This is a genomic window from Caulobacter sp. ErkDOM-C (genome assembly GCF_048541825.1).
GTDB lineage: Bacteria > Pseudomonadota > Alphaproteobacteria > Caulobacterales > Caulobacteraceae > Caulobacter.
In genome coordinates this window covers 2,818,297-2,837,963 of the sequence record NZ_CP183332.1, presented here as the reverse complement: position 1 = coordinate 2,837,963, position 19,667 = coordinate 2,818,297, and the positions used below count along the sequence as shown (strand labels likewise).

The 19,667-nt window shown below is 66.8% G+C and carries 16 protein-coding genes; 8 read left to right on the top strand and 8 right to left on the bottom strand.

What is annotated here, in order from left to right:
• Positions 1 to 55: 55 nt before the first annotated feature.
• Positions 56 to 811: a DUF72 domain-containing protein gene (locus ACN2C8_RS13725; RefSeq protein WP_419252393.1), complete on the bottom strand. Its 756-nt coding sequence runs from the start codon at positions 809 to 811 to the stop codon at positions 56 to 58.
• Positions 812 to 967: 156 nt separating this feature from the next.
• On the opposite strand from ACN2C8_RS13725, the gene ACN2C8_RS13720 reads away from it, so the two are divergent.
• Positions 968 to 1,327 (top strand): type II toxin-antitoxin system RelE/ParE family toxin, encoded by a 360-nt coding sequence (locus ACN2C8_RS13720; protein ID WP_419252392.1) that lies wholly within the window; start codon positions 968 to 970, stop codon positions 1,325 to 1,327.
• A gap of 14 nt (positions 1,328 to 1,341) precedes the next feature.
• Positions 1,342 to 1,641, top strand: a complete 300-nt coding sequence (gene nadS, locus ACN2C8_RS13715; RefSeq protein WP_419252390.1) for a NadS family protein — start codon at positions 1,342 to 1,344, stop codon at positions 1,639 to 1,641.
• Here nadS and ACN2C8_RS13710 read toward each other — a convergent pair.
• The 5 genes from ACN2C8_RS13710 to ACN2C8_RS13690 all read right to left on the bottom strand — a co-directional run bounded on the left by ACN2C8_RS13710 (position 1,638) and on the right by ACN2C8_RS13690 (position 8,636).
• The gene (locus ACN2C8_RS13710) at positions 1,638 to 2,633 is read right to left on the bottom strand and encodes a hydroxyacid dehydrogenase (protein ID WP_419252388.1); all 996 of its coding nucleotides are present in this window, start codon (positions 2,631 to 2,633) and stop codon (positions 1,638 to 1,640) included. The two genes, nadS and ACN2C8_RS13710, sit on opposite strands and share 4 nt — an antisense overlap.
• A gap of 254 nt (positions 2,634 to 2,887) precedes the next feature.
• On the bottom strand, positions 2,888 to 4,276 hold the full coding sequence (locus tag ACN2C8_RS13705; protein ID WP_419252386.1) for an L-serine ammonia-lyase: 1,389 nt from the start codon (positions 4,274 to 4,276) through the stop codon (positions 2,888 to 2,890).
• 131 nt (positions 4,277 to 4,407) lie between these two features.
• Entirely contained in the window at positions 4,408 to 6,060 is a 1,653-nt protein-coding gene (locus tag ACN2C8_RS13700) for a M28 family metallopeptidase (RefSeq protein ID WP_419252384.1), read from the bottom strand.
• Positions 6,061 to 6,318: 258 nt separating this feature from the next.
• Positions 6,319 to 7,515, bottom strand: coding sequence for an alanine racemase (locus tag ACN2C8_RS13695; protein ID WP_419252382.1), 1,197 nt, complete (start codon positions 7,513 to 7,515; stop codon positions 6,319 to 6,321).
• A gap of 143 nt (positions 7,516 to 7,658) precedes the next feature.
• Entirely contained in the window at positions 7,659 to 8,636 is a 978-nt protein-coding gene (locus ACN2C8_RS13690; protein WP_419252380.1) for a threonine ammonia-lyase, read from the bottom strand.
• A gap of 101 nt (positions 8,637 to 8,737) precedes the next feature.
• On the opposite strand from ACN2C8_RS13690, the gene ACN2C8_RS13685 reads away from it, so the two are divergent.
• The 6 genes from ACN2C8_RS13685 to ACN2C8_RS13660 all read left to right on the top strand — a co-directional run bounded on the left by ACN2C8_RS13685 (position 8,738) and on the right by ACN2C8_RS13660 (position 17,571).
• Positions 8,738 to 9,346: an acyloxyacyl hydrolase gene (locus ACN2C8_RS13685; RefSeq protein WP_419252378.1), complete on the top strand. Its 609-nt coding sequence runs from the start codon at positions 8,738 to 8,740 to the stop codon at positions 9,344 to 9,346.
• 121 nt (positions 9,347 to 9,467) lie between these two features.
• Positions 9,468 to 10,754 carry an adenylosuccinate synthase gene (locus tag ACN2C8_RS13680; protein WP_419252377.1) on the top strand — a complete coding sequence of 429 codons (1,287 nt, stop codon included), beginning with the start codon at positions 9,468 to 9,470 and terminating at the stop codon, positions 10,752 to 10,754.
• Positions 10,755 to 10,806: 52 nt separating this feature from the next.
• A complete protein-coding gene (locus ACN2C8_RS13675) occupies positions 10,807 to 12,576 on the top strand; it encodes an ATP-binding protein (protein ID WP_419252375.1) in 1,770 nt (589 codons plus the stop codon).
• Positions 12,577 to 12,662: 86 nt separating this feature from the next.
• Positions 12,663 to 13,802 (top strand): hypothetical protein, encoded by a 1,140-nt coding sequence (locus ACN2C8_RS13670; RefSeq protein WP_419252373.1) that lies wholly within the window; start codon positions 12,663 to 12,665, stop codon positions 13,800 to 13,802.
• Positions 13,803 to 13,892: 90 nt separating this feature from the next.
• Positions 13,893 to 14,702 (top strand): response regulator, encoded by an 810-nt coding sequence (locus ACN2C8_RS13665; RefSeq protein ID WP_419252371.1) that lies wholly within the window; start codon positions 13,893 to 13,895, stop codon positions 14,700 to 14,702.
• A 178-nt stretch (positions 14,703 to 14,880) separates the two neighbouring features.
• Positions 14,881 to 17,571, top strand: a complete 2,691-nt coding sequence (locus ACN2C8_RS13660; protein ID WP_419252369.1) for a TonB-dependent receptor — start codon at positions 14,881 to 14,883, stop codon at positions 17,569 to 17,571.
• 95 nt (positions 17,572 to 17,666) lie between these two features.
• Here the strand turns inward: ACN2C8_RS13660 and ACN2C8_RS13655 are convergent, their stop codons facing one another.
• Complete coding sequence (locus ACN2C8_RS13655) at positions 17,667 to 18,380, bottom strand: alpha/beta fold hydrolase (RefSeq protein WP_419252368.1); 714 nt, start codon at positions 18,378 to 18,380, stop codon at positions 17,667 to 17,669.
• Between the two features lie 196 nt (positions 18,381 to 18,576).
• Entirely contained in the window at positions 18,577 to 19,464 is an 888-nt protein-coding gene (gene rpoH / locus ACN2C8_RS13650; protein ID WP_419252366.1) for an RNA polymerase sigma factor RpoH, read from the bottom strand.
• Positions 19,465 to 19,667: the final 203 nt, after the last annotated feature.

The window sequence follows — 19,667 nt, the reverse complement described above, 5'->3', positions numbered from 1 at the left end:
CGGCGGTTAAGGTTTGGCTAACCATGTTTCCCTCTCCCGCAAGGGGAGAAGGCGTTCAGCCCTTCAGCTTCTCGATCAACGCCATCGCCGCCGCAGGGTTCCTCACCTTGGCCCCGGAGATGAAATAGGCGAACACGTCGCCGCGCTGGGCCCAGTTGCGCGTCTGGGTGACCACGCCGTCCAGCTCGTCCGACGTCATGCCGGTGGGCTCGTCCTCGCGGCTGCACATCAGGCGGGCATAGGTGAAGTCGGCGGTGGGCTCGTCGATCCGAGGCCAGTCGGGCGATTCGTCATCGACGGCATAGACGATGGCCGCGCCGTACTTTGCCGCGAGGTCGTAGAAGGCCTGGGTCTGGAACGTGGGGCTGCGCACTTCCAGCGCGTGACGCGCCGGCCGGCCACCGATCTCGCGGGGCAGCAGCTTCAGGAAGCCCTCGAAGTCGACCGGGTCGAACTTCTTGGTGGCCATGAACTGCCAGTTGATGGGGCCCAGCTTGGGACCCAGCTCTTCCAGCCCCTGGGTCAGGAATTTCTCCAGCGAGTCGTTGTTCTCCGACAGCACGCGGCGATTGGTGCAGTAACGGCTGGCCTTGACCGAAAACACGAAGTCGTCGGGCGTCTCGTCGCGCCACTTCATCCAGCTGTTGGGCTTGAAGGTGGAATAGTAGGTGCCGTTGATCTCGAGGCTGGTCAGGTGGGACGCGGCATATTTCAGCTCGTCCTTCTGCTTGACCGTGTCGGGATAGAACACGCCCCGCCACGGCTCGAAGGTCCAGCCGCCGATGCCGGCCCGGATGACGCCTGTGGACATGCCTGTTCCCTTCCTGTTCTTTTTGAAGTTAGGTGAGGTTGGGCGAGGCGTCGAGCGAAAACGCGTCAGGTCCTAGAGCCGAGCGGATCAGCGTCCTGCGGCAACGCCGTATAGGCGGCTTGATCTTGTGCGGCATTGCCGTATTCTGGAGGGCAGATGGTCGAGGCGTTGCACACCGTCGCCTATACGGCCGCCTTTCTGGCCCAGGCTAAGGCCGACGGCATGACCGAGGCCGAGATGGAGGCGATGGAGCGGATGCTGGCCGCCAATCCCGAAGCTGGCGAGATGATCGTGGGATCGGGCGGATGCCGCAAAGTGCGCATCGCTGGCAAGGGGCGGGGAAAGTCGGGCGGCTATCGCGTGGTGACCTTTTTTGCTCACGCGGGATTGCCGGTCTATCTGCTGGCGATGCTGTCCAAGGGTAGTCGCGCCAACTTTTCCGCCGTCGAAGTGGCGGCCATGGCCAGCATGGCCAGGAAGATCGTCGCCGCATGGGTTGGCGGCCGACGGCGTTGATCGGGATTGAGACGATGAAGCAGGGCGACGACAGCAATTTCAGCCGGATCATGGCCGGCCTTGAAGAGGTTGCAGCCATAGTCGAGGGAACCGCCGCGCCCGCGCGGGTCCACGCGCCGGCTGAGGTGGATGTCAGGGCGATCCGTCAGCGACTGGGGCTGAGCCAGAGCGCGTTCGCCGCCCGGTTCGGTTTCAGCGCGGCGGCCGTCAAGGATTGGGAGCAGCATCGCCGTCGCCCTGAGGCGGCGGCGCGCATCCTGCTGACCGTGATTGATCGCGAGCCCGCCGCTGTCGAGCGAGCGCTGGCGACCTAAGCCCCCACCACGTTGCGCGGCGCTCCGGCCGTGAAGGCTTCGATATTGCCCACGGTCACGGCCATGATCCGTTCCACCGCTTCCTGGGTGTCATAGGCCACGTGCGGCGTGACGATGACATTGGGCAGTTTCAGCAGGGCGTGGCTGGCGACCAGGGCGCGCAGGCCCTCCACGGCGGGCGGGGTCGATGAGCGGAAGATCTGGGCCTCGTCGCGCAGCCAGGGCTCCTGGCTCAGCACGTCCAGCGCCGCGCCGGCGATCTGGCCGGTCTGGAGGGCGTTGAGCAGGGCCTCGGCGTCGACCACCCCGCCGCGCGCGGTGTTGACCAGCACGGCCGAGGGCTTCATCGCCGCGAACTGGGCCGCGCCGATCAGGCCTTCGGTGGCCGGGCCGCCGGGGATGTGCAGGGTCAGCACGTCGCAGGCGGCGATCAGGGTCTCGAGCGGGACATAGGTGAAGCCCAGGGCCTCGGCCGCCGCCAGGTCGGGTCGCCGGTCGAAGGCGATGACCTCCATGTCAAATCCCCTGGCGATCTTGATCACCCGCCGGCCGATCTGACCCGTGCCGACCACGCCCAGGGTCTTGCCGCCCAGGTCGAAGCCCCGCAGGCCGCCCTGGGAGAAGTCGCCGCGCCGGGTGCGCTCGACGGCCTGGGGAAGCTTGCGGGCCAGGGCCAGCAGCAGGGCGAAGGCGTGTTCGCCCACGGTGGGGTCGCCATAGTCGGGGACGTTGCAGACCGTAATCGCGTGATCGCGGCAATAGTCCAGGTCGACATGGTCATAGCCGGTCGAGCGGGTGGCGATCAGGCGCAGCTTGGGGAAGGCCGCCAGGGCCGCGGCGTCCAGGCGCGAGTCGATGAAGGTCGAGACGACCTCTGCGTCTGCGAAGCCGGGGCCGGCGACCTCTGCCACACAGGTCACGGCGTGGTCGCGGCTCAGGCCGTCGACGGCGGCGCGTTCCCAGTCTTCGGCTTCGAAGATGACGATGTTCATGGGGCGGCCTGTTTTCCTGGACGTTGCGCAGTCAGGTCTAGCGGCCCGGCTGCAATTCCTGAACCTCAACCTGACCGGCCCGTTTGTTGAACACGCAGGTCGCTCTGGCGCGGGCGCCTTTCATGGGCCGGCTCAAGTCCTCCCCCTGAAGGGGGAGGTGGCCGCAGGCCGGTGGGGGAAGACCGCATTGAGTCAGCAGTCACTTCCCCCTCCGATCGCTTTGCGATCCCCCCCTCAGGGGGAGGACTTGTTCATCAGCACTCCACCCGGTTAACCGACAGCCCCACGGCGAGCCCGCCCATCGAGGTTTCCTTGTAGATCTCGTTCATGTCTTCGCCGGTGCGCTTCATGGTGGCGATCACCTTGTCGAGGGAGACGCTGTGCTGGCCATCGCCCAGCAGGGCCAGGCGGGCGGCGTCGATGGCCTTGATGGCGCCCATGGCGTTGCGCTCGATGCAGGGGATCTGCACCAGCCCGCCGATGGGATCGCAGGTCAGGCCCAGATTGTGCTCCATGCCGATCTCGGCGGCGTTCTCGATCTGGGCGTTGCTGCCGCCCAAGCCCGCGGCGAGCCCGGCGGCGGCCATCGAGCAGGCCACGCCCACCTCGCCCTGGCAGCCCACCTCGGCGCCGCTGATCGAGGCGTTGCGCTTGTAGAGCGCGCCGATGGCGGCGGCGGTCAGCAGGAACACCCGGATCTGCTCGGGCGTGCCGTTGTAGAACCGCACGAAGAACCGCAGCACGGCCGGCACCAGCCCCGCCGCGCCATTGGTCGGGGCGGTGACCACCCGGCCGCCGGCGGCGTTCTCCTCATTGACCGCCATGGCCCACAGATTGACGAAGTCCATGGCCGCCAGCGGATCGCTGATCTGGCGCTCCATGCGGCCCTGGATGGTCTGGTGGATCTGGCGGGCCCTACGTTTGACATCCAGCCCGCCGGGCAGGATGCCGTCCTGGCGCATGCCCCGGTCGATACAGGCCTCCATGGCCGCGAAGATGCGGTCGATGCCGGCGTTCATGTCGTCCAGCGACATCCGGGCCAGCTCGTTGGCGCCCATGACCCCGGCGATCGACAGGCCCGCATCGGCGGCCCGTTGCAGCAGGTCGGCGCCGCTTTCGAAGGGGTGGGGGATTTCAGGGCCGGCCTCGGGCGGCGCATTGCTGCCCATCTCGAACTCGTCGCGCACGAAGCCGCCGCCGATCGAGAAATAGGTGCGCTCGGCCAGCACGGCGCCGGCCTTGTCATAGGCGACGAAGGTCAAGCCATTGGGATGCTGGGGCAGGCGCTCATGGCCCAGCCAGACGAGGTCGCGGGCCTCGTCGAAGGCGATGTCGATCTGGCCGCCCAGCTTCAGCGACTGGGTGGCGCGGGTCTCCAGCAGGGCCGCCTCGCCGGCGTCCGGGTCGAGATCGGCCGGGACAAAGCCCATCAGGCCCAGCATCACCGCCCGGTCGGTGGCGTGGCCGCGTCCGGTCAGGGCCAGGGAGGCGTAGAGCCGGATCTCGACCCGGGCGACGCCGGGCAGCTGAGCGTTGTCGCGCAGGCGGCCGACGAACAGCACCGCCGCCGTCATCGGGCCCATGGTGTGGCTGCTGGACGGACCGACGCCGAGTTTGAAGAGGTCGAAGACCGAGGCTGTCATGGGGGCATCCCGCAAAAAGGTTGTCATCCCGGACGGTCCGCAGGACCGATCCGGGACCGCCGGAAACGCATGCGCTTGCCGTGGTCCCGGTTCTGCGCGCTTCGCGCTTGGCCGCGATGACAGTTATTCGCCTACTTGCGCTGCGCCTTGGTCGCGTCGCGCGTACCCTTGAACTCGGACCCTTCACCCCACTCGGGCCAGCGGGTGGAATTGGCCAGGTCCAGGCCCAGGCCCTGGATCAGGCTGATGTCGGCGGTCATGCCGTCCAGACGCCAGCCGTCGTTCCACTCATCGGCGGGCTGGTGATAGGCGTTGATGCGATAGGCGTCGGCGAAGGCCTTGCCGGCCGCCACGCCGCCCTCGACCAGATCCTCGCCCGAGCCGAACGAGATGGCCGGCACGCCGCGCTTGGCGAAGGGGAAGTGGTCCGAGCGGTAGAAATAGCCGGCTTCGGTGGCCGGGTCGGGCGTGTAGGTGCGGCCGACCGCCTTGCCGTGGGCGATCAGGTCATCCAGCAGGCCCAGCTTGGCGCTGCCCGAGATGGTGAAGTCCTTGGCCGGGCCGGCGGGGTCCAGGGCGTCGGTGTTGAGCACGCCCACGGTCTTGGCCAGCGGATACAGCGGGTTGGCGGCATAGTATTCCGAGCCCAGCAGGCCCTTTTCCTCGGCGGTCACGGCCAGGAAGACCAGGGTGCGGTCGGCGCGCGGGGCCTTGGCGAAGACCCGGCCCATTTCCAGCATGGCGGCGATGCCGGTCGCGTTGTCGACGGCGCCGTTATAGATCCTGTCGCCCTTGGCGTCGGCCAGGCCCACGCCCAGGTGGTCCCAGTGGCCGGTGAAGAACACCGTCTCGTCCGGGCGCTTGGCGCCGGTCAGCTTGCCGACCACGTTTTTGGACACGATCACCTTGGGCTCGACGGCGTAGTTGGCCGAGAAGGTCGCGCCCTTCAGTTCCACCGGCTTGAAGTCACGGCTCTGGGCCGCCTTCTTCAGGGCGTCGAAATCCAGGCCGGCTGCCTTGAACAGCGCCACGGCGGTGTCGCGCTGGATCCAGCCTTCCAGGGCGGGGTGCGACTTGGCCGGCTCCTTGCGGACGATGTCGAACATCGTGTTGGTGTTGGAGTTCTTAACCGTCGCCCAGCCATACGAGGCCGGGGCGGTCTCGTGCACGATCAGCAGGCCGGCGGCACCCAGGCGGGCGGCTTCCTCGAACTTGTAGGTCCAGCGGCCGTAATAGGTCATGGCCTTGCCGCCGAAGTCGCCGGAACCGGTTTCGAAGTCGGGGTCGTTGATCAGCACGACGACGATCTTGCCCTTGACGTCCAGGCCCTTGAAATCGTCCCAGTTCCGCTCGGCCGCCTTGACTCCATAGCCGGCGAAGACGATCGGGGCGTTCTGGATCGCCACCTTGTCGACATTGGTCATGGCCGCGCGGATGGCGATCTGCTCGCCCTGGTTCAGAGCGATGTGGCTGGCGCCGACCATCATGTGGGCGCTGACAGGGCCCTTGATCTCGAACATCCCCAGCGGCACGTCCTGGGTCCAGGCGCGCTTGCCGTCCTTCAGGTCGCCGCCGGGCTCCAGGCCTGCGGCCTGCATCTGCTCGACGATATAGGCGACCGTCTTGGTCTCGCCGGCCGTGGCCGGGCCGCGGCCCTCGAAGGCGTCGGAGGACAGGGTCTTGATGTGGGCGGCCAGGTTGACGGGGTCGATCTTCGGCGCGTCCGAGGCGTGCGCCAGCATGGGCGCGGCGATCAGGGCGGTGGCGAGCAGCAGGCGTTTCATCGTTGTCACTCTTTGGAGCAAATCTTGTCGTTGGCGCGGACCGTATCCGGGGTCTTCGGCGAGGGGAAGCCGGTTTGGACGGCCAGCAGCGACCCGCTCCAAATCCGTTCTTCCCGGCGAAGGCCGGGACCCAGATTCATCCAGAGCCGTCGGGGATGACGCGCCCTGGGCCCACGCCAAGAGCAAGAGCATTCGTGGTTTCGATCTGGGCCCCGGCGTTGGCTTCGCCGCACTGACGTGTCGCCGGGGAGAGCGGGATTAGATCGAACTCACCCGCCGCCCATCCACCGCCCAGCGTTCCAGGCTCGCGCCGTCCCAGACGTGCAGGGCGTCATAGAGGTTGACGGTCGGATCGCAGTGGCCCGGCTGCAGCCAGACGATGTCGCCGACCTCTGGCGCGTCGGCCGGGAAGGCGCGGGCCGGATCGGCGTCGGCGGCGGTCACCGCCCCGGCGAAGCCCAGCGGATCGCGGCCGGCGGCCTTCAGCACGTCGATCATCGCGGGATGGGCGATCAGGCCGTGCTCGTCGCCCATCGGCCGCCACAGTGAGCCGGGCGCGGCGCCGGCGATGACGCGAGCCGGCGGGCCGTCCATCGATACGGCCTTGAAGCCGGCGTCGACCACCACGTGGCTCTTGTGGCGGGTCGAGACCACGCTGGACGCGATGTAGAGCGACGGCTCGAACGGCCAGTCGCCGCCGCCGGGCGCGCCGCAGTCGTCATATTCGACATCCATCACGGCATAGGAGCCGGCCTGCAGCTCGGTGAACACGCCCGAGGCCAGGTCGAAGGCGTGGGTGCCGGTGCCGCCGCCGGTCACCACGGGCGGGGCCAGGCCGGCGGCGGTCAGCTCGGCGACCAGGGCCTTCAGCGTCGCAAAGGCCGCCTCGTCGGCCGAGCGGCGCAGGTCGCCGTCATCCATGTGCTGCAGATGGCCCAGATAGGCCTGGAGGCCGGCAAAGCGCAGGCCCGGCGCGGCGTCGGCGGCGCGGGCCAGTTTCAGGGCCTCGTGCGGATAGGCGCCGGTGCGGTGGGTGCCCAGGTCGAGGTCCACCACCAGGTTCAGGATCGTCCCGGCCGCGACGGCGGCGTCGGACAATCGGTCGATCTGGCCCTCGTCATCGGCGGTGACGCCGATCGTGGCGCCGCCTTTGGCCAGGGCGGCCAGACGCGGCGCGGCCCAGGGCGGCGGGGCGGCGGTGACCAGCACGTCGGTGATGCCGCCGGCCACAAAGGCCTCGGCCTCGCCCACCGTCTGGGCGCACAGGCCGACGGCCCCGCGCTCGATGATCAGCCGGCCCAGGGTCGAGCACTTGTGGGTCTTGCCATGGGCCCGCAGTCGCACGCCGGCGGCGTCGCACAGGGCCTGCATGCGGTCGAGGTTGCGGAGCAGGGCGGCCTTGTCGATGACGAGGAGGGGCGTTTGGGGGAGGGTGGTTACGTCTGGAAATTTCATCGACCGCTCATCCCTGTTTCTTCGTCCTCCCGCGACTTGTTCGCGGGACCCATTTGTCCGCCGCGTGTGCGGAGCAGAATGGAACACGCCCATGCAAGCTGAACCATGGGTCCCGCGAACAAGTCGCGGGATGACGGGGTTGATTAGATTTCACCCTTGAGCACCCGCGCAAACAAGCCCGGATCGACATTGCCGCCCGAAAGAACGATCGCCGAGGTCTTTCCCGCCACCGCGACCTTGCCCGCCAGCGCCGCCGCCAGGGCCACGCAGCCGCCCGGCTCGACCACCAGTTTCAGCACCGAGAAGGCGTAGCGCATGGCCTCCGCCACCTCGGCGTCAGTGACGGCGACGATGCCGGTCAGGGTCCGCTGGTTGATCGGCCAGGTCAGTGCGCCGGGGGTCGGGGTCAGGAGCGCGTCGCAGATCGAGCGGGCGTTCGGATCGATGGTCTCGCGCTGGCCGCTGGCCAGGGAGCGGCGGGTCTCGTCAAAGCCGGCCGGCTCGACGCCCCAGATCTCGGTGGCGGGAGACAGGGCGCGGACGGCGGTGCTGGTTCCGGCGATCAGTCCGCCGCCACCGACGCAGCATAGCAGCACGTCCAGGGACGCGCCGCGCGCCGTCGCCTGCTCGACGATCTCGACGCCCAGCGTGCCTTGCCCGGCGATGATGTGCGGATCGTCATAGGACGGCACGACCACGCAGCCGCGCTCGCGGGCGATCTCATCGGCGATGGCGACCCGGTCTTCGGTGAAGCGGTCATAGAAGCGGATCTGCGCGCCGAAGCCGCGCGTGCCCGCCACCTTCACCGCCGGCGAGTCGGACGGCATGACGATCAGGGCCGGGCAGTCGACCAGCTGGGCCGCCAGGGCCACGCCCTGGGCGTGGTTGCCCGAGGAGAAGGCCACCACGCCGCGCTTTTTCTCGTCATCGGTCAGCTGGCTGAGGCGGTTATAGGCTCCGCGAAACTTGAAGGCCCCGGCCCTTTGCAGGGTCTCAGGCTTGAGCAGCACCCGGCCGCCCAGGCGCTCATTAAGGGCCGGGCTCTCGATCAGCGGGGTCTCGACGGCCTGGCCCTTCAGGCGGGCGGCGGCGGCCTGGATGTCGGAAAGTGTGATGGTCATGCGAAAGGTCTAGCTCGCACGCGATCTGATCGAAACCCTTTGCGAGCTTCGCCGTTCAAGCCATAACCAGCGCGGGGTTGGGCTGCTGAGGGATATCCAGAATGAAGACCGCACTTTTCGCCGCCGCCGCTGTCGCGGTGCTGGGTTTCGCCGCGCCCGCCATGGCCGACGAAATCTTTATCGGCGCCTACAAGCACGACGTCACCTTTATCGGTGAGGCCGTGGGCCTGGGCGCCGCCGGGCGCGAGGACGGGGTCGACATCCATCTGGGCTATCGCACCGACCGCATCGAGAGCCTGACCTGGCTGGGCAAGCCGCAGGTCCACACCTTCGTGTCGATCAACAGCGAGAATACCTCCAATTTCGTGGCGGTAGGCTTTGACTGGAAGCTGGATCTGGGCCAGCCGGGCGGCTTCTATCTGCGCCCCGGGATTGGCCTGGCCTATACCGATGGCGAGGCGGGCCTGCCGCCGGCCAACGCCCCGAACCTGACGCCCGAAGAGCGCGCGCGCCGCACGAATCTCTACTACACCCGCATCGATTTCGGCTCGCAGGTGCTGTTCGAACCCGAGATCGCCCTGGGCTACAAGTTCAACGACAGCTGGTCGGGAGAGCTGTCCTACACCCACCTGTCGAACGGCCAGATCTTCCACCAGGGCAAGAACCAGGGGCTTGACGACGTGGGGGTTCGGCTGGTCTACGCCTTCTGACTTCGCGGGCGTGCTCTGACGCCGCCCGTGGCGCCGCCCAAAATCGAAGAAGCGTCTGCGGCCGAGTCCTGTCGAAGGGCCGCTGGACGTCACCGGGCAGGTGACAAGGCATATCTCTACCATGGCCAATGTGACCGTCGTCGGCGCCCAGTGGGGCGATGAAGGCAAGGGCAAGATCGTCGACTGGCTGTCCAACCGGGCAGACATCGTCGTGCGTTTTCAGGGCGGCCACAATGCCGGCCACACGCTGGTGGTCGACGGCAAGGTCTACAAGCTGGCCCTGCTGCCTTCGGGCGTCGTGCAGGGCAAGCTGTCGGTGATCGGCAACGGCGTGGTCGTCGACCCCTGGCACCTGCTGGGCGAGATCGCCAAGATCGCCGAGCAGGGCGTGATCATTGGCCCCGACCTTCTGGTGCTGGCCGACAACGCCACCCTGATCCTGCCGCTGCACAAGGACCTGGATCAAGGCCGTGAAGCCGCCTCCAGCCAGAAGATCGGCACCACCGGTCGCGGCATCGGCCCGGCCTATGAAGACAAGGTCGGCCGCCGCGCCATCCGTGTCGCCGACCTGGCCGATCCCGAAGCCCTGAAGCCCAAGATCGAGCGCCTGCTCAGCCACCACGGCGCCCTGCGTCGCGGCCTGGGCCTGCCCGAGGCCGACGGCGAGGCGCTGTTCGAGCAGTTGATGGAGATCGCGCCGCAAATCCTGGCCTATGCCCAACCGGCCTGGCGCCTGCTGGACCAGGCCTACAAGGCCGGCAAGCGGATCCTGTTCGAGGGTGCGCAAGGCGCCCTGCTGGACGTCGATCACGGCACCTATCCGTTCGTCACCTCGTCCAACACCGTCGCCGGTCAGGCCGCCGCCGGTTCAGGCATGGGTCCCAAGGGGCCGGGTTATGTGCTGGGCATCGTCAAGGCCTACACCACCCGCGTCGGCGAGGGCCCGTTCGCCTGCGAGCTGGATGACGAGGTCGGCAAGCACCTGTCGACGGTCGGCCGCGAGGTCGGGGTCAATACCGGCCGCGCCCGCCGCTGCGGCTGGTTCGACGCGGTGCTGGTTCGCCAGTCCGTGGCCATCAACGGCATCGACGGCATCGCCCTGACCAAGCTGGACGTGCTGGACGGCCTCAAGACCCTGAAGATCTGCGTCGGCTACAAGATCGGCGACCGCGAGGTCGACTATCTGCCGGCCGGCATGCGCGACCAGGCCGCCGCCGTGCCGATCTACGAGGAGATGGAAGGCTGGAGCGAAAGCACCGTCGGCGCGCGCTCGTTCAAGGACCTCAACGCCAACGCCATCAAGTATGTGCGCCGGGTCGAGGAGCTGATCGGCGCCCCCGTGGCCCTGTTGTCGACCAGCCCCGAACGCGACGACACCATCCTGATGCGCGACCCGTTCCAGGGTTAGGGCGCCGGACAGGGCTCAGCCTAAAGGTTCCGGAAACCCGTCGTGGCCTAGCGTGACACAGCTAGACGTTGCGAAGGTGTCGACCTTGGGTCTGCGCGAGTTTCTGAATGACGGGTTGAACGGCGCTGCGCTCGAGATGAGCCGGCGCAGTGCCTGGGCCCGGCTGGCGGCGACAGGCCTGGTTGCAGGCCTGCTGGCCTATCACTTCGCCGCCGCCGCCAGCCTGACCTGGCTGGCGGTGATCGGCGTCCTGGAAGGCTTGCTGCTGTTCCTGCACCGCTGGCGCCAGGCACGGCCGGACTGGCAGGCTCCGCTGCTGGTGCGGCTGGGCGCGCCAGCGCTCTACAGCATGGCGTGGGCGACCATGGCGGCCCTGAGCTGGGCCTATGGCCCGCCGACCATGAAATTCGCCGCCCTGCTGCTGCTTTTTGGCCTGATGGTCGATGCGCTGAAATATGCTGCACTCAGCCGTTCGGTGCTTCTGGCCATGGCTCCGCCGCCGTTCATCGCCCTGACCGTGGCCCCGCTCCTGGCCGGCGGCTTCAAGGCCTGGGACAGGGTGGTGGTCGCCGTCACCCTGGCCGCCCTGCTGGTCTATTTGCTGGATACGGCAAGGATGCTGCGCTCCAACGCCTTGGCCCTCGAAAAGGCCCAGGCCGAGGCCCAGGAAGCCAACCGCGCCAAGTCGGCCTTTGTGGCCATGATGAGCCATGAGTTGCGCACGCCGATGAACGGCGTGCTGGGCCTGGCCCACGCTCTCAGCTCAACCCGTCTGGATGCCCGGCAGGCCGACTATCTGGAGATGATCATCCAGTCCGGCGATGGCCTGATGACCATTCTCAACGACATTCTGGACCTCTCAAAGGTCGAAGCGGGCAAGCTGGAACTGGAGGCCGAGCCGTTCGAAATTCGCCGCCTGGCCAGTCAAATCCATCTGGTCTGGAGCCAGACCGCCCAGCTGAAGGGCCTGGCTCTGACGCTTGACGTTGCGCCCGAGACACCGGCCTGGCTGCTGGGTGATCCGTTGCGGGTTCGGCAGATCCTTCTGAACCTGGTCTCCAATGCGCTGAAGTTCACCGAGGCGGGACGGGTGGAGATCCGCATCGCCCCGGGCGAGGCCGGGGGCGTTGATATCGTTGTTGCAGACACCGGCGTCGGCCTCAGCGTCGAGCAGCAGGTCAGTCTGTTCAGTCCCTTCAGTCAGGGCGACCGTTCGACGGCGCGGCGGTTCGGCGGTACGGGCTTGGGTCTGGCCATCAGCCGGCACCTCGCCCAGTTGATGGGCGGCGAGATCACTGTGACCAGCGCGCTGGGACAGGGTTCGACGTTTCGGGTTCATCTGGCGCTGACCTTGGCCCAGGCGCCCGCCGCCCTCGAGCCGGCCGGACTCTCGCTCACCCTTGAAGGGACCCGGGTGCTGGTCGTCGACGACAATCAGGTCAACCAGGCCGTGGCGCGAGCCATCTTGGAAACGGTGGGCATTATCATCGCGACCGCCGACGATGGCCGCCAGGCCCTGGCGCGATTGCGGATCGAGGATTTCGACGTCGTGCTGATGGACGTCCACATGCCCGAAATGGATGGGGTCGAGGCCGTACGGCGCATTCGGGCCGGCGAGGGCGGCCGGGTCGACATTCCGATCCTCGCCCTGACCGCCGACGCCATGGTCGGCGAGGCCCAGCGCCTGCTGGCTCAAGGCTTTGATGATGCCCATCCCAAGCCGATCCAGCCGGCAGGTCTGCTGGCGGCCGTGGCGCGGATGAGCCGTTACCCGGCCGAGCCCGGAGGGCGGACCGGGTCGGTGCGTTTCGCCCCGGTCTGACTTTTCTGACCAATTATAGCCGCTCAATTAGCGAAACCTTAGGTCTGGAGCCCTAGACCCAACAGGGTCTCCAGAGGGTCCTGTTCTTGTCAGTGCGTCGAAAACTCAAGCCGGTGCGCAACAACGACCGGGTGACCCGCAGTCTGCGGGCGCTTGAGCGGACGGCCTCGACCAGTCGCGTGCTGAACCTGCTGGCCATTCAGGCCGACAGCGGGTCGCGCGCCGATTACGCAGAGCATCCGCTGTTTCGCAATCGCGTCCTCAACACCGCCCTGATCCTCAAGCACCGCCTGCGCAGCGACGACATCTTCCTGTTCGACGAAGCCCAGGCGACGGCGACCAAGATCATCATCCCCTTCGACCGCCGCGATCTGGGCCTGGGCGGCCAGTCGTTCTTCGTGGGGCAGCGCGGCTGGGTCGATCTGCTGCACGAAGCCTGCAACGACACCACCGACATGGTCCGCGACATCGCCACCCTGCGCATGATCGACATGTTGCCGTCGCTGGACCCCTTTTTGTTGCGCGAGCATCTGCGCCGCCACGGCATGACCGTCGCGGCTTGCTATTTCGCCCTCTCGGCGGCCGATCTGGAGCAGATGCAGGACTTTGTCAGCCGGGAGATCTCGCGCCTGATCGAGCTGGCCTATCGCGACACTGGCCGCTTCTCCGGCGCTCACGCGGCGCGCCTGGTCGAGGCCCTGCTGTCGACCGACGTCGATGAACGCCTTGAGCCGCTGCGCGAGACCCTGGTGCTGGAGGGCGAGAGCTTCAAGGAAGGCGTCTTCAGCTGGAAGGGCTTCCTCTATTACAAATGGATGCTGAGCCGGCTTTGGCCCCAGTTGGCGACCGTGAGCAGCGAGATCGGCCAGTTGGTCATCCCCGGGGCGCGTGACACCGAGACCTCGCGCTATCTGGATGAGGCCCGCAAGCGCCTGCAGGCCAGCGTGATGCTCGAGCGCCAAGCCGTGCAGCGCACGCTGAAGGTCTATGACGACGCCTTCGAGGATCTGATCGAGAACGGCAAGCCGCAGGCTTTCCGCGCCTTCCTGCTGAGCGCGCCCGAACTGTTCCTGTCGCTGGGCGAAAAGGTCGGGGTGATCTCGCATATCGCCAGCTACTGGCGCTATCGCTTTCCGGAGGGGGCCGTGCCCACCGCCCAGGTCGACGAAGCCATCGACATTTTCCAGGACTTCGAGGGCGGACTCAGTGTGTCCTTGGGCAACTGATCTGACGACGTTGTGCGCCTTATCAAGGTGATCTTCACGAACTGTCGTTAGGGTTGGAGTAGATTAGTCCTTTGAGGAGCCGAGTTCCCGGTGTTCGACGGCAATAACCGCACACTTCAGCGTGTCGCCGCCAAGGTTCAGCGGGTGCTGGTCGTTGACTCCCATCCGGCGACGGCGCGGCTGCTGGCTGACCAGCTGAGGCAGCTGGGCAATGTGCAGATCTATCCCGCCGTCACCGCCGAGAAGGGCTATGCGATGGCCCGCACGGTCGATCCGCAGCTGATCTTCGTCGAGCACGCCAGCGCCGGGATCGACGGCCTGATGCTGACCCGCAAGATCCGTCGCAGCGAACTGGTCTGCCGCGAGGCGCCGGTCATCATGTGCACCGCCGAGGCGACCGCCGAGGCGATCTTCGGGGCCCGCGACGCCGGGGTCCACGAATTCATGCGCAAGCCGTTCACGATCGGCGATCTGGAGCGTCGCCTCGAGGCGGTGACCCTCAAGCCGCGCGACTGGATCGAGGGTGTGGGCTATGTCGGCCCCGATCGCCGCCGCTTCAACTCGGCCGAATACAAGGGGCCGCGCAAGCGCAAGGCCGACGCCGCCGGCACGATCGCCGCGCGACTGTCCCAGGCGCTGCGCATTGTCCGCTCGGCCGCCGGGGCGCTGGACAGCGATCCCATGCAGGCCCGCCGCGCCCTGGCCGCCCAGGCGGTCGAGCTGCGCAAGGTGGGCGAGGCCGTCAAGGAGCCCCGTCTGGTCGCGGCGGCCGAGGCGCTGGAAGACTGCATGAAGAGCGAGGCCCCGGGGGCTGAGGCGCGCGCCGTCCTGCTGGCGCGCATCGACTCGCTGATGGGCTTTATGGCCGCGGATGACGACGGGGGTCGGGGGGCGGCTTAAGCACGCTCGGCGCTCAGGCCTTGGTCGAGACTTCAGGTCAGATCCCCGCCACCGCCGGGTGTGGCCTCCGTGAGACACGGTCAAGCTTTCGCGGCGCTGTCATAATTCGACAATCTAACTCCCGAAAATATTTCACAGAGCCAAACTATCGGTCCCCCAACTGATCGAGGGGGCTACAATGAAATTCCGGGTTGTTCTGATGGGCGCCGTTTCGGCGCTTGGCTTGGCGTCGATGGCCAACGCCCAGGTCGCTGGCGGCGAAACCGCAGCGGTCAGCGAGCTGCTGGTCACCGCCCGTCGCCCGCTCGCGGAAAGCGAAGCCACCGCCCTTCAGGTGCAACGCGCCTCTGACTCGCTGGTCAGCGTTCTCTCGGCCGACGCCGTCGGCGACCTGCCTGACCAGAACATCGCCTTCGCCGTGGGCCGCCTGCCGGGCGTCGCCGTTCAGCGCGACCAGGGCCAGGCCCGCTACGTCAACCTGCGCGGCGCGCCGGTCTACTGGACCACCCTGTCGTTCGACGGTCTGAGCGTGGTCAGCCCGCAGGGCCGCGACTCGCGCTTCGACAACATCCCCTCGGCCATCGCTAGCCAGATCTCGGTGCAGAAGGCCGTTGTGCCGTCGATGCCGGGCGACACCGTCGCCGGCAATATCGACATCCGCACGCGCCGCGCCTTTGACTACAAGGGCCAGAAGCTGACCGGCAAGGTCGGGGTCGGCAAGGTCGAGCTGGGCGGCGGCACCGAGCTGGACACCAGCCTCGTCTATTCGAACATCTTCATGGACGGCAAGCTGGGCGTCGTGGCCCAGGGCTCGTTCTACAGCCGCGACATGGTCACCAATAACTGGGAAACCGATCCCTACATCACCAACACGACCGATCCGACCAAGCACTTCGCGCGCGAGCACGAAAACAAGCACTACCGCCTGAACCGCTCGAACATCTCGGGTTCGACCCGCGTCGACTACAGGTTCGACGACAACAACTCGATCTTCGCCAGCACCATCAACACCTTCTATCATGACGACGAATGGCGCGACAATTTCATCTTCCGGCTCGACCAGGGCACGGACGCTGCCGGCAACGGCTACAACACCGCAGCCTTCATCAACGCCAACAACCCGACCTTCGGCACGGTCTACGGCGCCCGGATCAATGGCCGCGTCGACTATCGCGACACCAAGGAATTCATGACCACCAATACGGTGGGCGGCGAGCACACCCTGTCGGGCTGGAACGCGTCCTGGCGCCTGAACTACACCTTCACCGACGACGGCCGCGACACCCCGGTGACCGCCGCCTTCCAGAGCCCCTCCAGCTTCCTGCTGCGCCCGACCGTCGAGTATGATTTCCGCAACGGCGACGTGAACACCATCAAGCTGTTCAGCACCGGCGGCGTGACCGGAGCCCGGACCAAGGGCGCGCAGATCACCAATATCGAAGCCTTCCAGTTCCCGGCGACCTCGATCGGCAACGTTGAAGGCGGCGACATCACCAGCGCCTGGACTGGCAAGTTCGACTTCGATCACGAGGGCCAGCTGTTTGGCCTGCCGACGAAGTTCGAGTTCGGCGGCCTCTATACCGACCGCACCAAGAAGTCGCGCGAGACGGCCTATAGCCGCCCCTTCACCTCGACGACGGCCGTGCCGTGGGCGTTCTTCGCCAACGACGATGCCTATCAGGGCACCCAGAACCTCAACTACAGCTTCCGCTACACCAATGCGGGCGCCACGACGGCCTATATGGACAATCTGGTTGCGACCGGCCTGGCCACCCGCACCGACACCCGCGGCAACTTCTGGAAGGTGTCGGAAAAGATCACCGCCGCCTACGGCATGGCCACGACCACCTTCGACTGGGGTAACCTGGTCTATGGCGCCCGGGTCGAGATGATCGAGAACACCGGTCAGGCCTATGTGAACTTCCCGGCTGTGGGCGCCACCCCGGCCGAGACGCGCCTGGTCAACACCTCCAGCGACGAGACCCTGGTCTATCCCAGCGCTCACCTGAACTGGAACGTTCGCGAAAACGTCAAGCTGCGGGTGGGCGTGACCACCTCGGCCTCGCGCGCCGACTTCGACGACCTGCGTCCCAACTTCACGATCAACGACTCGGCCCAGACGATCTCGGGCGGCAACCCCGACGCCAAGCCCGAGAAGCAGATCGGCCTGGACACCTATGTCGAGTGGTACATGACCCCCGAGGGCTTCCTCTCGGCGGGCCTGTTCTACAAGGACATCTCGGATGTCCTCGTCCAGACGTCCAATGTCTACGGGCGCGACAACCTCGACATCGCCGGCCTTGACCGCTCGAACTACACCTATTCGCGGATCGACAACGGCGGCGACGGCCATCTGCAGGGCCTGGAAGTGTTCTTCTCGGGCACCGCCAAGCAACTGGTCAGTGACCTGAAGCTGCCGGAATGGATGGAAGGCTTCGGCACCCGTCTGTCGGGCACCTGGACCTCGTCGGAAGTCAGCCTTCCGGCCACCGGTACCCAGCCGGCTCGCAACATCAGCGTCCTGGGCACCTCGGACGCGGTCTATAATGTTCAGGCCATCTACGAGAAGTACGGCCTGACCGTGCGCCTCGCCTATCAGTACCGCACCCCCTGGGGCGAGTCGGTCGGCGCCTACCAGACGATCAACGGCGGCGTCTATCCGGGCGACAACGGCGACATCTTCTGGGATGCTGACGAAGAGCTCGACCTGTCGGTCCGCTATCAGGTCAACAAGAACTTCGAAGTCTATCTCGACGGCGTCAACCTGACCGACCAGGGCGCGCGTCGCTATGGCGATCAGAAGCGCTATCCGATCGAGTACGAGACCTTCGGTCGCCGCTACGTGGCTGGCGTCCGCTTCAACTTCTAAAGCTGGAGAGCTGAGGACCGCTTCGGCGGTTATCGCGACGGGAGCCGGCTGAGTGATCAGCCGGCTCTTGGCGTTTTGGGCTATCCGTAACCGGACTATCTCTGACCGGCGGGACGCTCCAGCCAGTGCCGCAAGGCTCCGGTCACCGCGCCGGGGGCCTCCATCGGGGTCATGTGACCGGTCTTGGGGATCACCAGCAGGTGCGAGCAGCCGATGGCCTCTGCCATCGCGCGATGCCCCGCCGCAGGCGTGATCTGGTCGGTCTCGCCGCAGAGGATCAGCAGCGGAACCCGCAGGGCTCGCAGCGCCGCCTCGCCGTCTTCGCGCGGCAGGCTGTTCTGGCGGATGAACACCTCGCGACCCAGCCGCAGGGTCATGGCGGTGATGCGACCCGTCAGGTCGGCGTCCGACAGGCGGGAGGGGTCGATATAGCTCTTCAGGATCGCCTGGCTGATGCCCAGGAACGCGCCCGGCTTGCGGGCGGCCTCCGTCAGGGCCTGGCGCCGGGCGGCGCGCTCGGGCGGGTCGACACGGATCGAGGTGTCCAGCAGGGCCAGGCGCGCGATGCGCTGGGGCGCGATCCGGGCGATCTCCTGGGCCACATAGCCGCCCATCGAAAACCCGGCCAGGGCGAAGGTCGGCTCGGCTTCGTTCAGCACGGACTGCGCCAGTTCGCGGATCGTTTCGCCGCGCGTCAGGTCGGGCACGTACGGCCGAGCGACATCGGCCAGACCGGCGATCTGGTCACGCCACAGCTCGGCGTCGTTCAGCAGGCCGGGCAGGAGGATGAGCTGGGGGAGGGAGGGCATGGGGGGTCTATAGCGCGCCCTTCTCCCCTTGCGAGAGAAGGTGTCGGCGAAGCCGACGGATGAGAGGTCGCAAGGCCCGTCCGCATAGTGGGGCGCGACCCCTCACCCGACCCTTCGGGCCACCCTCTCCCGCAAGGGGAGAGGGGAACGAAAAAAGGGGCGCTCGAAGCGCCCCTTCCGTCCAACCCGGGTGAGCCTAGGCCTCGACCATGTTCTTGGCGATGGCCGCCTCGCGCATGTTTTTCTGCAGCTTTTCGAAGGCGCGAACCTCGATCTGGCGGACCCGTTCGCGGCTGACGCCGTAGTGGGTGGCCAGGTCTTCTAGCGTGGTGGGGTCGTCCTTCAGCCGGCGCTCGGTCAGGATGTGACGTTCGCGATCGGTCAGTTCGACCATGGCTTCCTGGAGGAGGCCCATGCGCAGGGACTTCTCTTCGTTCTCGGCGACCACGGTCTCCTGGCTGACCTGATTGTCGTCGGCCAGCCAGTCCTGCCACTCGCTCTCGCTGTCCGAACGCAGGGGCGCGTTCAGCGAGGCGTCGGGACCCGACAGGCGGCGGTTCATCGAGATGACCTCGCTGTCCAGCACGCCCAGCTTGGTGGCGATGGCGCTGACCTGGTCGGGACGCAGGTCGCCGTCCTGGAAGGCCTCGATCTGGCTCTTGGCCTTGCGCAGGTTGAAGAACAGCTTCTTCTGCGCGGCGGTCGTGCCCATCTTCACCAGCGACCACGAGCGCAGGATGTATTCCTGGATCGAGGCGCGGATCCACCACATGGCGTAGGTGGCCAGGCGGAAGCCCTTGTCGGGCTCGAACTTCTTGACCGCCTGCATCAGGCCCACATTGCCTTCGGAGATCACTTCGCCGATCGGCAGGCCGTAGCCGCGATAGCCCATGGCGATCTTGGCCACCAGACGCAGGTGCGAGGTGACCATCTTGTGGGCGGCTTCGGAGTCCTGATGCTCTTTCCAGCGCTGGGCGAGCATGAACTCCTCGTCCTTGGGCAGCATCGGAAACTTGCGGATCTCGGTGAGATAGCGCGACAGGCCGCCGTCAGGCGACATCACCGACAAAGAACGAACGGCCATACGAATTACTATCCCCTTGGGCCGGCGGGTCGCCCGCCTGATCCCCTCACAACAGGTGAGATAGGGAGCGGTTGCGGCCAAGTTAAGCCCGGTAACGCATTTGTAATGTCCGAGCGCTGGGCTCGGGTATTGCGGGAAGGCGCGGGCCCCTTGTACCCAGCGATCATCGCGGCGATCCTAAGCCTCGAAAAACCTTTGGGAAG